General features: G+C 59.5%; 11 protein-coding genes. 6 read left to right on the top strand and 5 right to left on the bottom strand.

Annotated elements, in window-relative coordinates:
• Positions 1-7 precede the first annotated feature (7 nt).
• Positions 8-937 carry a FecR family protein gene (locus tag BFQ03_RS12895; protein ID WP_065943292.1) on the bottom strand — a complete coding sequence of 310 codons (930 nt, stop codon included), beginning with the start codon at positions 935-937 and terminating at the stop codon, positions 8-10.
• Positions 934-1,449, bottom strand: a complete 516-nt coding sequence (locus BFQ03_RS12890) for a sigma-70 family RNA polymerase sigma factor (protein WP_032860657.1) — start codon at positions 1,447-1,449, stop codon at positions 934-936. Before BFQ03_RS12890 ends, BFQ03_RS12895 begins: the two co-directional genes overlap by 4 nt.
• Before the next feature lie 589 nt (positions 1,450-2,038).
• Between BFQ03_RS12890 and BFQ03_RS12885 the strand changes: the two genes are divergently transcribed.
• From BFQ03_RS12885 to BFQ03_RS12875, 3 genes are read left to right on the top strand one after another with little or no spacing between them, the layout of a single operon-like run.
• Positions 2,039-3,448 (top strand): NAD(P)/FAD-dependent oxidoreductase, encoded by a 1,410-nt coding sequence (locus BFQ03_RS12885; RefSeq protein ID WP_032860656.1) that lies wholly within the window; start codon positions 2,039-2,041, stop codon positions 3,446-3,448.
• Entirely contained in the window at positions 3,435-4,673 is a 1,239-nt protein-coding gene (locus tag BFQ03_RS12880) for an NAD(P)/FAD-dependent oxidoreductase (protein ID WP_065943291.1), read from the top strand. Before BFQ03_RS12885 ends, BFQ03_RS12880 begins: the two co-directional genes overlap by 14 nt.
• Before the next feature lie 25 nt (positions 4,674-4,698).
• Positions 4,699-6,114 (top strand): FGGY family carbohydrate kinase, encoded by a 1,416-nt coding sequence (locus BFQ03_RS12875; protein ID WP_032860654.1) that lies wholly within the window; start codon positions 4,699-4,701, stop codon positions 6,112-6,114.
• 4 nt (positions 6,115-6,118) lie between these two features.
• Here the strand turns inward: BFQ03_RS12875 and BFQ03_RS12870 are convergent, their stop codons facing one another.
• A complete protein-coding gene (locus tag BFQ03_RS12870; protein WP_065943290.1) occupies positions 6,119-6,898 on the bottom strand; it encodes a DeoR/GlpR family DNA-binding transcription regulator in 780 nt (259 codons plus the stop codon).
• A gap of 400 nt (positions 6,899-7,298) precedes the next feature.
• Between BFQ03_RS12870 and eutH the strand changes: the two genes are divergently transcribed.
• The 3 genes from eutH to BFQ03_RS12855 all read left to right on the top strand — a co-directional run bounded on the left by eutH (position 7,299) and on the right by BFQ03_RS12855 (position 10,018).
• On the top strand, positions 7,299-8,543 hold the full coding sequence (gene eutH, locus BFQ03_RS12865; protein WP_032860651.1) for an ethanolamine utilization protein EutH: 1,245 nt from the start codon (positions 7,299-7,301) through the stop codon (positions 8,541-8,543).
• A 56-nt stretch (positions 8,544-8,599) separates the two neighbouring features.
• Positions 8,600-8,956 (top strand): DUF1937 family protein, encoded by a 357-nt coding sequence (locus BFQ03_RS12860; protein ID WP_032860650.1) that lies wholly within the window; start codon positions 8,600-8,602, stop codon positions 8,954-8,956.
• Positions 8,957-9,166: 210 nt separating this feature from the next.
• A complete protein-coding gene (locus BFQ03_RS12855; protein WP_032860649.1) occupies positions 9,167-10,018 on the top strand; it encodes an urea carboxylase-associated family protein in 852 nt (283 codons plus the stop codon).
• 106 nt (positions 10,019-10,124) lie between these two features.
• Here the strand turns inward: BFQ03_RS12855 and BFQ03_RS12850 are convergent, their stop codons facing one another.
• Positions 10,125-11,147 carry an NAD(P)/FAD-dependent oxidoreductase gene (locus BFQ03_RS12850; RefSeq protein WP_065943289.1) on the bottom strand — a complete coding sequence of 341 codons (1,023 nt, stop codon included), beginning with the start codon at positions 11,145-11,147 and terminating at the stop codon, positions 10,125-10,127.
• Positions 11,134-13,341 carry a hypothetical protein gene (locus BFQ03_RS12845; protein ID WP_065943288.1) on the bottom strand — a complete coding sequence of 736 codons (2,208 nt, stop codon included), beginning with the start codon at positions 13,339-13,341 and terminating at the stop codon, positions 11,134-11,136. Before BFQ03_RS12845 ends, BFQ03_RS12850 begins: the two co-directional genes overlap by 14 nt.
• Between the last annotated feature and the right edge of the window lie 221 nt (positions 13,342-13,562).

The raw sequence follows: 13,562 nt of genomic DNA, 5'->3' as shown, positions 1-13,562 counted from the left end.
TTGAGAATTATTCGCGCTGTTTTTTCAAAGACACACGGGTGACCCATGGGGTGTAGCTGCTGATCTCGATCGGCAATGTGCGCTGGAGCAGGCGCAAGGCCCGCGCCGGGTCGTCGAACGGCAGCATCACCGTGACCCGCAAGCCGTGCAGGGCCTGGCGATCGAACAGCAACAGGCCGCTGCGATGACGGCCCAGGCGCTCCAGGACATCGGCCAGGGGCTCGTCGCTGGCCAGCAGTTGATGGGTATCCCAGGCGGCTTCGTGGGCGCGGGCATCGAATGCTTCCACGCGCCCCGGGCCACTTGCCTCAAGGCGCACACGCTGGCCGGGGTTGAGCGTCAGTTGTTGTGTACCGCTGTCGATGCGGGTGGACGATTCAAGCATCCTGACCACCGTCGCATCGCCGCTGCGTTCGACGATAAAACGCGTGCCCAGCGCCCGAATGCTGCCTTGCGGGGTATCGACATAGAACGGGCGCCGGGCATCCTTGGCCACATCCACCAGCAATTCACCCTGCAGCAGGCGCACACGGCGCTGGTTGGCATCGAAGTGCAGATCGACGGCCGAACCACCGTCCAGTTGCAGTGCGCTGCCATCGTCCAGGCGTTGTTGCTGCCACTGGCCACTGGCAGTGCTGAGGTCGGCGAACAGATAACCACGCTGGCTGTACTGATAGACCTGCAGGGCGAGCAAGCCGATTAACAGGCCCAGTGCCAGGCCCTTGATCGCCTTCGGCTGTTGGCGCGCCCGGCGCAATGCCGCACGGGCCGGGGCTTGTTTGAGGGGTGACAGGTGGCCCTGCAAGCGCGCAACAGCCAAGGGATGTTGCGGGTCGGCGGCCAGCCAGGCATGGAAGGCCTGTTGGCTGGCGGCGTCGGGCTGATGGTCGAGGCGGACCAGCCATTCAGCGGCCTGGCGCAGGATGGTCGGGGTCATGGCTGGGCGCACGCATCGCAGGCCAGCAGGGCTTCCACCAGGTCTTGTTGTACGGTGCGCACCGAAACCCCGAGGCGCTCGGCGATCTGTGCCTGGTCCAGGCCATCGAGGTGACGCAGGATAAAGGTTTCGCGAATCCGTGGCTTCATTCGCGCCAAGGCCCGGTCAATCGCCTCCAGCACCTGCACCGCTTGCAAAATCTGCTCGGGCGAGGGCGCCTGGTCGAGGTACTGGGCACAGCGTTCCAGTTCGTCCTGATAAGCCCGTTCCAGGCGACGCCGGCGATTCTTGTCCATCAATAAACGACGGGCCACGGTGGCAAGGTAGGCCTGCGGTTCGCGGGGCGCGACGTAAGGCCCGGCCGACAGCAGGCGGATAAACGTGTCGTGCGCTACATCGGCGGCGTGATGGGAGCAATCCACACGGCGGCGCAGCCAACTCAGCAGCCAGCCGTGGTAGCCGCGGTACAGGGCTTCAAGCGTCGCGGCTTCGGCGGGCTGGGCTGGTTTCATGCGAAAAATTCGTAAGTGGGAATTAATCGTATTCTAGTTGTTTCTGACTGGCGGCTGCAATGGGCGAGGGAGCCTCGGTCTCAGAACCGGCCCTTTCAACGTCTTTCTAGGAGGCGCCGCAGAAAGACGGTTCCGCGTCGTCAATAAGAGGGGTTTATAGGGTTAATTTTTTATATCGGTCACATTTACTTGGTTTTTTTGACCGAACAGATGTGGATGAGCGCGATATGGCCTTGGGGAATCGGTCTTGGTTATGCCTTAAGGTGTTTAAAGGTAACCATTTTTAAGTGGTTGTGTATTTATGTAGCGATTTTATGTGTGTTGATCGAATCCACAGTAACGCCTTTTTGACAGGATCAGTTCTGTGCGCAACGAATCGGTCAGCCTTTTCCACGTTGTGTTTAAAGGCCGGATAGCAATAAACATTAGATGTCTGCATGGCTGAGGATGCTTGCCCTGCCGCAGAGCCCTTGGGCAGTGAGTGAACGGCTATGGCCAATCGGTCATTCCAACCCCGGTTCGGTCAGTGGCATATGCCCTGCACCCCTCCAAGGCAATACATGCGCTCACTTCACCCATAGGCTTGATCATGACGAAACCCTTCCCGAATCAGAGCGGTATCTACGACGTCATCGTTGTGGGCGGTGGCGTGGTGGGATGCGCGATGGTCCGGCGTTTTACCCTGGAGGGCGCGCGGGTGCTGTTGCTGGAAAAAAGCCCGGATATCCTGTCTGGGGCGAGCAAAGGCAACAGCGCGATCTTGCACACGGGCTTCGATGCGCCAACCGGTAGCCTGGAGCTGCAATGCATGAAGGACGGGTACCAGGAGTACCTGCAGATCCACCAGAAGATGTCGCTGCCGCTGCTCAAGACCGGTGCGATGGTAGTGGCCTGGAACGAGGATGACCTGGGCAAGCTGCAAGGCATTGTCGAGCAGGCGCACGCCAACGGGATTGCCGATGTCAACCTGATCGGCCGCGAGCGGGTGCGTGCCCTGGAGCCGAATCTGGCGCACAACGCGTTGGGGGCGGTCGAGGTGCCTGGCGAGTTTCTTATCGATCCGTGGTCGGCGCCCCTGGGTTACCTGCTCCAGGCGATGATGCATGGGGCGCAGGTGCGGTTCAACACCGAGGTCAACGGCGGCTATTTTGATGGCGAACTCTGGGCCCTGGAGACCACCAACGGGTTTGTGCGGGGGCGCACGATCATCAATTGCGCCGGGTTGTTCGGCGATGTGCTGGAGCAACAGTTGCTGGGTGCATCGAGCTTCTCCATTCATCCGCGCAAAGGTCAGTTCGTGGTGTTCGATAAGGCGGCCGCGCGCTATCTGGGCAATATCATCCTGCCGGTGCCCAATGAGCGCACCAAGGGTATCGTCCTCACTCGCACGGTCTACGGCAACCTGTTGGTGGGGCCTACCGCTGAAGAGCAGGAAGACCGCCTGCACGCAGGCCTCGACAGCGACGTGTTGCGCCAGTTGGTGGATGCCGCAGTCGAGCGTATTCCAGCACTCGAAGGCATGCCGGTCACTGCCACCTATGCCGCGCTGCGGCCGGCCACGGAAAAGAAAGAGTATCGGGTGCAGCGGGTCGAAGGTAAGAACTGGATCAGCGTAGGAGGCATCCGCTCCACCGGCCTGACGGCAGCGCTGGGCATTGCCCGGCACGTGTTCAGCCTCTATCAGCGCGAGCACACACCGGTTCCCGCACCCATCCTGCAATGGCCGACGCTGCCTAACCTCGCTGAACATCTACCGCGCGATTACCAGCGCCCGGGCTACGGCGAAATCGTGTGCCATTGTGAAATGGTAACGCTACGGGAAATCGAGAATGCCTTGGCCAGCGCGCTGCCGCCCGGTGACCTGGGTGGGTTGAAGCGCCGTACGCGGGCCTGCATGGGGCGCTGCCAGGGTTTTTATTGTGGGGCGCGGGTAGCCGAGCTGAGCGCTGGCCACCTGGCCATTCCCCTTGCAACAGGTGTTTGTCATGAAGCCCATTGAAGTCGAAAACATTGATGTCGCGATTATCGGTGGCGGGCCGTCGGGGCTGTCGGCGGCGATGACCCTGCGCAAGCTGGGTGTCGACAAGGTCGTGGTGCTCGAACGTGAGCCCGAAGCTGGCGGCATCCCGCGTCATTGTGGGCATCCACCCTTTGGCTTGCGCGAATATGGCCGGATTTACACGGGGCCTGCGTATGCGCGCAAAAATGTCGCGCAGGCGTTGAAGGCGGGGGTGCAGATCCGCGTCAAACACTCGGTGACGCAGATGGGCCAGGGCGGGCGCCTGGAGGTAGTGAGCCCTGACGGCGCCCAGGTGATTCAGGCGCGCCGGGTGCTGATCGCCACCGGTGCGCGGGAAACGCCACGCTCGGCACGCCTGCTGGGCGGCGATCGCCCGTTGGGGGTGATCAATACTGGCGCGTTCCAGTCCTATCTGTACCTGGAGCACCTCAAGCCCTTTGAGCGGCCGTTGATTGTCGGTACCGAACTGGTCAGCCTGTCGGCCGTCATGAGTTGCCGACGCGCGGGGATCAAGCCGGTGGCGATGATCGAAGCCAATCTTCGGGCCACGGCGCGCTGGCCGCTGTCGCTGTTCCCACGGCTGTGCGGGGTGCCGATGCATTTCGGCGCGCAGCTGTTGGAAATCCACGGTACCGGGCGGGTGGAGGGCGCGACGGTGCGCCTGGCCGACGGGCAGACCAGGACCTTCGACTGTGACGGCGTGCTGCTCACCGGCCAGTTCACCCCCGAATCCAGCCTGGTGCGCCTGAGCGATTTGCGGCTCGACCCGAAAAGCGGCGGCCCGTATATCGATCAATACGGGCGCTGTAGCGACCCGGCCTACTTTGCCGCAGGTAATCTGTTGCGCCCCGTCGAGACGGCAGGTTGGTCGTTTCGCGAAGGTCACAAGATCGCTACGATGATCGCCCGTGATCTGCAGGGGCAGTTGCCGGCTGCCACGCCGAGTATCGAGATTGCCTGCAAGGGCGATTTGAAACTGTGCGTGCCGCAGTGCTTGAGCAACTCTTCTGTGGTGGGCATGCAGCACCTGCAACTGCGTGTCAGCCGTGCGGTGAAAGGGCGCCTGGTGGTGCGGGCCGATGGCAAGGAAATCTGGTCGCGCGCCGGCAGTTCGCTGCCCGAGCGCCGGCTGCTGATCCCCATCGCCAGCCTGAACCTGCCCCAGGGCGTACAGCAACTCGAAGTCGACTTTGTCGGCCAATAACAAGACCTGCCGAGGAGTCTTCACTATGCGCATTGCCGCGCTCGATCAAGGCACTACCAGCACCCGTGTGTTGGTGGTGAGCCAAAATGGGTCTGCTGATATCCAGCTCTCGTTACGCCACCAGCAGCATCATCCCCACCCCGGTTGGGTGGAGCACGACCCGCTGGAGTTGCTCAATAACCTGCAGCGTTGCCTGGAGGCCACCGGCCGGGTAGATGCCATCGGCCTGGCCAACCAGGGCGAGAGTTGCCTGGCGTGGGACGCCAAGACCGGTGAGCCGTTATCGCCGGTCATTGTATGGCAGGACAATCGCACCTCGGCCGAGATCGCCCAACTGCGTGGTGATGGCGGCGAGGCCCTGACCCTGGAGCGTGCGGGGTTGCCCCTGGATCCATACTTTTCGGCGAGCAAGCTGGCCTGGATCATCCGCAATCTGCCGGCCGCGCAGAGCGCCTTGCGGGCCGGAAGGCTGCGCCTGGGCACCACCGATGCGTATTTCCTCGACCGCCTGACCGGGGTCTTCGCCACTGACGTCACCACCGCTTCGCGCACCTCGCTGATGAACCTGGCGACCGGGCAGTGGGACAGCCAGCTCTGCGAGCTGTTTGGCGTGCCAATGGAAACGTTGCCGCAGATCCGCGACACCGTCGGGCACTTTGGTGAGATCGGCGCTACGCCGATTACCGCCTCGATTGTTGACCAGCAAGCCTCACTGTATGGCCATGGCTGCCGCAATGAGGGCGACGCCAAGATCACCTTCGGTACCGGGGCGTTTGCCCTGACATTGACCGGCGAGCAGATCATCCGCGCGCCGGATAAGGGCCTGTTGGCGACCATTGCCTGGCAGATCGACGGCAAGCCCACTTATGCCATGGACGGTGGTGTCTACGATGCCAGTTCGGCAGTGGAGTGGGCCGGGCGCCTCGGTTTGTTCAGCGACTTTTCGGAGCTGGCGGCGTTCGACGAGCCGCCGGCGATTGGTCGACAGTTGGCCTTTGTGCCGGCGTTGTCCGGGTTGGCCTGCCCGCATTGGGATCGCAGTGCGGCGGCCCTGTGGGTGGGCATGAATGGCAGCACCACGCGCCAGGATATGTGTCAGGCGGTGCTCGAAGGCGTGGCGTTGCGCAGTGTTGAAGTGATCACGGCGATGGACGAATTTCTCAGCGTGACCGATCACCTGTCCATCGATGGTGGCTTGGCGCGCAGCCCGTATTTCGCGCAGTTTCTCGCCGATGCCTTGCAGCGTTGCATTGTCACCCAGCGTTTTGATGAACTGACCGCGTTTGGCTGCGCGGCGCTGGCAGCCAAAGGTATTGGCGTGGCGCTCAAGCCGCCGCGTAACACCAGTACCACCTTTCACCCCAAAGTCAGTGCCGAGCAAGCCCGGCAGTGGCGTGCCTCGTTCAGCGATGCGGTCACCCGTTGCCGCGATTGGCGCTGACCGGTCACCATTCAGGCCGGGTCAGGGCAGGGGCCTCCAGTACTTCAACCTGGGCCTGTGCCAGGGCCTTGGCCAGCTCGCCCAGGGGTTTGCGGTCGATGATCAAGCGATCGATGCGCTCCAGGGGAAATACCTGGAACAGTGCGTGTTTGCCCATTTTCGAGGAGTCGGCAATGACCGTGAGGTAGCGCGTGCGGGCGATCATGGCGCGGGTGATTTCGGCCTCTTCGATGGAGAAGTCGAAGGCACCGTCGGTGTTCAGGGCGCCAATCGTGACCACGGCATGTTCGGCGTTGAAGCGTGCAATCTGCTCCATGGCCAGGGCGCCGATATTCTGTTCCGATTCGGGGCGGTATTCGCCGCCGATCATGAATACGCGATTACCACTGGTGCCAATGGCGGAGGCGATCAACAAGGAGTTGGTGATGACAGTGATGCGGTTGAGCTTTGCCAGTTCACGGGCAAAGAACAGAGTGGTGGTACCGGTATCGATCAACAGGCTGTCGCCCGGCGCATAGAGCCCGGCGGCGAACCGCGCCACCGCACGTTTCTCCTGGGAGAATTCATTCATTCGGGTCTGGAACGCGTTCTCATGTTCACCGCTGGGTGGCAGCGAGGCACCGCCGTGGAACTTGGTGACCTGGCCTTCTTCGGCCAAGGCCGTGAGGTCGCGGCGAATGGTTTCCTGCGAAGTGCTGAGCGTGCGCGCCAACTCGTCGACCGAAATGCGTTCACGCTGGCGTAGCAGCTCAAGGATATGTTGGCGTCTTTCATTGGGGCGCATGGGAGTCATCCTCTTGATGCTACGTGAATGCGCCACAGGTGCGCAGTGCTGTTACCGAGGCACTCAAATGATGCCGGGGCAGCGCGTGTTGGGGGGCTTGGGCGCCAGCGCCGGTGGTGTGAACTTGGTATTGGCGTTTGCCGTTCACGGCCGTAGAGTCCGCTGCCTTGAAAGGTATGACTAGAGATTACGCAATAGAATTGACCGATTCCAGTGTGTTTAACCCGCAAAACCACAATAAACACACGATTGGCATGGGAAGTGGTTAGTAATAGGGTGTGAAAGCGCCGTAAATGAGGCGGTAAAACACTCATGGGTGCCAACGTTTGGCCAATGGAGCGACCGGACTGGGGCGTACTCCTACAACAACAATTGATTCAGTACAGATGGAGCGAAAGTAATGGCGGAATTCGGGAACTACGTTATTTATCTGATCATGATCGGCGCGGTGGTCGGCGCGTTTGCCTCCGTGATCAAGCCGGACAGTGGCCTGGGCAAGGAGTTTGTCAACGGCATCCACTCCATCGGCCCGGTGTTCCTGGCGCAGGCGGGCATCATGGTGGCGATTCCATACCTGTCTAAATTCATCGAGGTCGCACTGGGGCCGTACTTTGGTGCGATGGGTTCTGACGTCTCCATTGCGGCACTGTCGATCATCGCCGTGGACATGGGCGGCTACCAGCTCGCCGACGCCCTGGCGGCGAACCGCGACATGTGGATCACCGCGATGATCGTCGGCTACACCTCCGGCGCGACCATCGTCTACCTGATCCCGGTCGGGCTGATGATGCTCGAACGCAAGGACCACAAGTACCTGGCGCTGGGGGCCATGGCCGGGTTGATCAGCATCCCGTTTGCCGTGCTTGCGTCGCTGATGATGATCACCGCCTTCAACCTGCCGGTGCGTGACATCGTGTCCACCACCTCGCCGGCCCTGCATTACCTGAGCCTGGGTTTTGTCGACTGCGTGCGCTTGCTCGCGCCACTGTTTGTGTTCTGCTTCCTGCTGGCTGCCGGCTTGCGCTACCGGGCCTCGTGGATGGTGGCCGGGTTCCTGGTGTTCGGCAAATTGATGGACGCCTTTATCAAGATCGTCCTGGCGCTGGCCATCGTCGAGCACTTCACTGGCTTCTTCATGAAAAACTTCGGCGTGTGGGGCTTCGATCCGATGTTCGCCGACGAGAAGGAACTGTTCCGCGCCATCGAGATTGCTGGCTACATCGGCATCATGCTCGCCGGTACGTTCCCGATCTGCTACCTGTTCAACCGCTACTGCAAGAAGCCCATGGAAGTACTCGGCAGGCACATCGGGTTGTCGGCCAATGGCGCGGCGGCGTTTGTGATGGTGTTTGCCAATATCATCGCGGTCTACCATCTGTTCAAGAAAATGAATGCCCGGGACAAGGTCTTGTGTGTGGCCCTGGGCGTCTGCGCGCAGGCCACCATCGGTGATCACCTGGCCTTTACCGCGAACTTCCAGCCGACGCTGATCATGCCGATCCTGCTCGCCAAGCTGTTTGGCGGCCTGCTCGCCGTGGCAATCGCGATCAAGATCTCCGTGCCTGCCGCTCAGCGCTACGAAGCACAGGAGCGTGAGCGCGACGAGGCCCAAGCATCCGGCGTGCCCGCAGCCCAGGCGGTCTGACGCTAACTCTTTAACCCCCGCAAGGGCGCGAGCCCTTGCATTGCCCTGAGGTAACAATGAGAAAGATCTTTCTGGCCTGCCCCTACAGCCATGCCGATGCGTCGGTCACCCATGAGCGCTTTATCCAGTGCAACAAGGTGGCGGCCTCGATCATCGAGTCAGGTCATGGGGTGTTCAGTCAGGTGTCGATGTCGCACCCGATCAACCTGGCGTTTGAAGGTAAGGACAGTGCAACCATCGGCAAGCTGTGGGCGCCGGTGGACGCGCTGTTCATGGAGATGATGGAGGAACTGATCATCCTCGACCTGCCGGGTTGGGACCTGAGCTCGGGGATCAAGCGTGAAATCGAGTTCTTCAAGAATCGCGGGCAGAAGGTCAGCCTGTGGTCCGAAGTTTCTGGCGAGTTCAACTGACGACGCCCCCCCTTGTAGGAGCGAGCTTGCTCGCGAAGAACTTGAGAGCGCCGCGTTTACCTAGCAAACACGCGTTATCGTTGATGTCCTTCGCGAGCAAGAACTAGGCGTCCCCCTCGCTCCTACAGAAAGCAGAATCCGCTTAACTGACTGGCATTAGGGCAAGCCCGCTTGTATGGTTTTGCAAAACCCTGCAATGGAGGATCCCCCATGTACAAGGACTATCCCGCCGCCTACCAAGTCAGCAAAGGCGCTGCCTTGCAGGTCGACAAGGCGTTTTATGATCGTGTGCGCGAGTCCGGGGCAGGGCGCACCCTGATCGAGCAGTTCGAAGTGCCGATCCGCACCGGTCGTGCCTGGAAAGTGCCGGCTGGCCATGTGTTTCGCGTGACCACACCGATCGGCCCCCAGGTCGGTGATTTCAACGTGTGGAATGCCAACGATCCGCGCGAGCGTATGTGGGCGGCCCGCACCCGCCAACTGCAAGGCGCGCATGTCAGCACCTATGACCGCCTGTGGTCGAACCTGCCGTTTCTGCGGCCGATGGTCACCATCACCGATGACAGCCTGGCCGGCTACGGCATCGATGAACATGGCGGGCGCCTGCATGACCTGCTGGGTACGCGCTGTGATCCTTATGTGAACAAGATGCTGACCGGCGAGGACTTCCATCACCATTGCCATTCCAACCTGACCCGCGCCGTATTGCCCCATGGCCTGACCGAGTTTGATGTGCACGATGTATTGAACATCTTCCAGTGCACGGGCCTGAATCACGACGATATGTACTTCATGAAGGCGTGCCCGGCCAAGCAAGGTGATTATCTGGAATTCTTTGCCGAGATCGATTTGCTGTGTGCGTTGTCCACCTGCCCGGGCGGCGATCTGTCGCTGCCGATGTGGGGCCCGGATGCCCAGGACCCGCTGACGGTATGCCGCCCGCTGGGGGTGGAAATCTACCGATTGGATGAGGCGTTGCTGGAGGGTTGGAGGTCGCCTGCGCGTGCGGCGTACAACGGTAACCATGGCTTGCTGATTCCCAAGGCCGAGTGGGAAAAGTAAGCGATGAATATCTAACCTTGTGGGAGCTGTCGAGCTCCAGCGAGGCTGCGATAGCGGTGGGTCAGGCGACGTATTGGGTGAGTCTAACGGCGACTTCTACCGTTCATCAAACCCATGCCGGAGGGTAAGGATGCACGCGATAGAACTGGCGCAGGGCATCGACGTCGGTGTTGAACTGATTGTGCAGCCAGGTTTTATAATGGTTGTGTACGACGTGTTCGCCACTTGGCCACGCGAGGCAGTCGGCAATGGCTTGGGCCGCTTGCATGCCGGACATTAGCGCTTTGAGCACACCGTGCGATGATGCCGGATCCAATATTGCAGCAGCATCACCTACGAGTACATAACCGGCTGCCATGGGAACATTGGACAGGCGCCAAGACACTTCGGCGCCGCGTACCGGACCCGCAGGTGTTAAATGCTTGAGTGTCTCGGGCGATCCGGCTGCCAGTTTGCTGTTTAAGTGAAAGCTCAACGTTGTCCAGTGGAGGAGGTGGTTGTCGACGCGTGCGATCCATTGCCAACCGTCCTTGTTCGCGATAAGTCGCGGTGCGTCATTAACAAGCTCAAGGTCGCCTTGGTAATAGCCATAGCGCGCAATGAGGATCGGCGAAAATTCCAGCCACTGAATCGGCAGTTGGCGCCTGAGCCATCCGTGATGCCCCGAGGCATCGACAACATAGGTTGCCATAAGCCGGTCTGACATGACGTTCACACCGGTGACCCTGTTGCCTTCACGAATCACCGTTGGATTTAAACAAGGCTGAATTATCTTTACACCCAACACACACGCCCGTTTCACGAGTTGAGCATCGAAGGATGCTCGCTGGACTTGGAAACCTCGCCAAGGGCCAGCAGCATCACCACCGAACTTGATGAAACGCGGCGCTGCGTCCCACTGTACCCAGTGCCCTTCATGTCGTAGACAAGGCTGCTCGCTCAGATCGGGCATCATCCCCAACTGGGCAAGCAGCGGCTCGATGGCCGGGTGAAGGGTTTCACCGGGCCGGTGTCGCGGGAATGTAGCCCGTTCGAGCAGTGCCACGCGCATCCCGCGTTGTGCGCACGCGATCGCAGTGGCACAGCCGGCCGGCCCGGCCCCTACAACAATCACGTCAAAACGATTCATCAAGTAAACGCCACAACGTCTCGTCTTGCTTGATTAATAGGGCGGTCTGACTGACATACAATTGCACTCGCGCTTCAATCTCCACATAACGCCGCTTGAAGTTATCCGATGGCGTGATGATTGCGCCGTGTTTGTAGAGGAAAAAATACATCACCTCACCTTCCAAAAGGTGGCCTGCCTGCTGCTGTGCTGCTTGCAGACCCTCGTCTGCTGATTGCACCAAAGAGAAAGAAAGTACGGGCCATAGCGTTCGTAGCGCTTTATCGGTCCCCGCTCCCACAGCGTGATATGCCCGACGCATTGCCAGGACCCGTTGGTGGTATTGCTGAGTCCCGACTTGCCCAGTGATTGCCGATGACAGTTGCCCGGCCAATGCAGCCCCGGTGTAGTCGCTGTATTCGTAGGACTGATACTGGACAACCTGACGCCCATCGTAATCAACCAGAACGGGACCTGTCAGGCCGTCCCAGGAGGTCTCGCCCGTTAGGCCGATCTCTGTGTCTGTTAAGGGGATGACTGTCGAAGCGATGGAACGGGGCTCAAATGTACGGGTTGAATCGGGTGCTACGCCTGGCCAGTAGGAACCCAGCGCTGCGCAAATCCGGGCATCTTCTGTAAAGGGGCTGGCGAGCATGTAACCGTTTAGTACGTTGGTAAAAGGCTTATCGATCAAGCCCCTGCCAACCTCCCAGCCAGGTCCGAACACGCCACTGGCGAAGTCGGGTAAATAGGACTGACGTTGAGCCAAACCGACCTCAGGCACCGCCTGAGCCGTAACAGCCATTGATGCATCGAGGGGTAAGGAGACAATTGCAGTGGCGGTGCGGTCTCCATCGGCAAAGTGGCCGCCCGCAAGCGTCGGGTTGATCGGGAAACGGACATCCGACAGGGGATTGACGCGTGTATGCCAAACCTCGGGGCACGGAGGTGTCGGACAGGGGAAAATATCCGGATCACTTGACCAAACCTTCAGTTCGCGCTGTCCACATAGAGGGAAGAAGTCGGGGGCACCGATAATCGAGTAGGCCGCAACGCTATCTTTGTCCAGTCCGCAGGACTCCAGTTGCGGACAGCGCGCGTGCACCCAACCGTCTGCCATTGCGTCCTGATAGTGCAAGGCGCGATACCCTCCCTGCTTGACGATTGCATCAACACCTTCGACATTGTTCAAGTCTTCGATTGATCCGTCGTCATGTACTCGATGGCGACCATGCACCAACCCCCCCGTACCCGACGGCATCGTGAATGATAATGGTCGCTCTTGATAGTAGGCCAGCTCGACCAGTCGTTCCTTGTCATCCGGGACCAGAAGCCCCATGCCAAAGTCAGTTGGCTCGGCCCAATGACAAAGGCCTTCGGTAATTACAAATGGATAATTCAGGATGTCAGGTTCTTGCCATCCCGTATTGTTGAACCTCGTATGCACTTGCCTGATCTTCTCATTGATCTGGTAGTTGTCCAGATGCACCGTCAAGTCCAAGCCGAGCAAGCATTCTTTACCGTTGAATAACTTATGTATCGGCACCCAGAAGTCCAAGTCGGCGTCACTGGGTATTTGAAAGTTCATGGGGCCGAAGCATTCGCGCGCTCCTTTTTTTTGCATGGCAAGGTACGCGCCATAACGGGCAGGCGTAACACGCATCTGTTGTGTAGCCGTGTCAACAAAGGGCAGGAACCCTCGCCGTGCGGCATCATACAAGACCGGCGCAGTGCCTACTCGTGCGACACCTGTGCGAGAGAAACACAGGTCTGCCTGACACTGATGCACAGTTTCCGGGCGCGGCCGGTATTCATACGCAAAGACTACTATCGCCAAGGGTGCCGTTCCCGCGTACACCCTCAATGTCTCTAAACTGGGTGGGTTAACACCGTAAACGAAGTTCAGCAACTGCTCAATTTCAAGGGCTGATGGGAATGCAGTCAGTTGGGTGCCCTGGGCGGTGGTGATGACATTAGGTGAAGCAAAGGCATGATAGAGCAAACTTTCAGCAGGTTTACCTGCTTCGATGCCTCGTACACCAGAGTGTGAGTAGTCTTCGAAACCCTTGATTGTTCTATCAATGTGTAAGGGTTTTGACAGTTCTTGTTGTAGGTCGAGCGCCGTAATGTCTAAACCATGTTGTAGTAAGAGTGAGTGCCATCCGTGTTGTGCCAAACGGGAGCATGCAAGTTGTACGTCGCTAATCAAAGTCATATTACAGTCCTCAAGTTATTACTTGAATTTGGGTAACCAAAACTTCTGTTAAATCGGTAATCCTGCTGCCAGCATTTTGTCGTGTAACTCAGAAGCCCATCCTGCCTGCAGGCAGTAAGCTGACCTGCTGAGGACTGTTGGCGTTTGAGTTGATTGAGATAAAAGAGTAGGAATCATGGTGATGACTTTGCCCGACGTGCTAGTCGGCGTATGTCATACAG

The sequence above is a fragment of the Pseudomonas sp. 25 R 14 genome (genome assembly GCF_900004755.1).
In the GTDB taxonomy this organism is placed as follows: Bacteria; Pseudomonadota; Gammaproteobacteria; order Pseudomonadales; family Pseudomonadaceae; genus Aquipseudomonas; species Aquipseudomonas brenneri.
The sequence above is the reverse complement of the archived record's forward strand: the minus strand, read 5'-3'. Positions and strand labels throughout refer to the sequence as shown.

Coding starts and splice junctions, on each gene's coding strand:
- BFQ03_RS12860 (WP_032860650.1), top strand. CDS start 8,600: ATGAGAAAGATCTTTCTGGCCTGCCCCTACAGCCATGCCGATGCGTCG.
- BFQ03_RS12855 (WP_032860649.1), top strand. CDS start 9,167: ATGTACAAGGACTATCCCGCCGCCTACCAAGTCAGCAAAGGCGCTGCC.
- BFQ03_RS12870 (WP_065943290.1), bottom strand. CDS start 6,898: ATGCGCCCCAATGAAAGACGCCAACATATCCTTGAGCTGCTACGCCAG.
- eutH (WP_032860651.1), top strand. CDS start 7,299: ATGGCGGAATTCGGGAACTACGTTATTTATCTGATCATGATCGGCGCG.
- BFQ03_RS12880 (WP_065943291.1), top strand. CDS start 3,435: ATGAAGCCCATTGAAGTCGAAAACATTGATGTCGCGATTATCGGTGGC.
- BFQ03_RS12885 (WP_032860656.1), top strand. CDS start 2,039: ATGACGAAACCCTTCCCGAATCAGAGCGGTATCTACGACGTCATCGTT.
- BFQ03_RS12890 (WP_032860657.1), bottom strand. CDS start 1,449: ATGAAACCAGCCCAGCCCGCCGAAGCCGCGACGCTTGAAGCCCTGTAC.
- BFQ03_RS12895 (WP_065943292.1), bottom strand. CDS start 937: ATGACCCCGACCATCCTGCGCCAGGCCGCTGAATGGCTGGTCCGCCTC.
- BFQ03_RS12850 (WP_065943289.1), bottom strand. CDS start 11,147: ATGAATCGTTTTGACGTGATTGTTGTAGGGGCCGGGCCGGCCGGCTGT.
- BFQ03_RS12875 (WP_032860654.1), top strand. CDS start 4,699: ATGCGCATTGCCGCGCTCGATCAAGGCACTACCAGCACCCGTGTGTTG.
- BFQ03_RS12845 (WP_065943288.1), bottom strand. CDS start 13,341: ATGACTTTGATTAGCGACGTACAACTTGCATGCTCCCGTTTGGCACAA.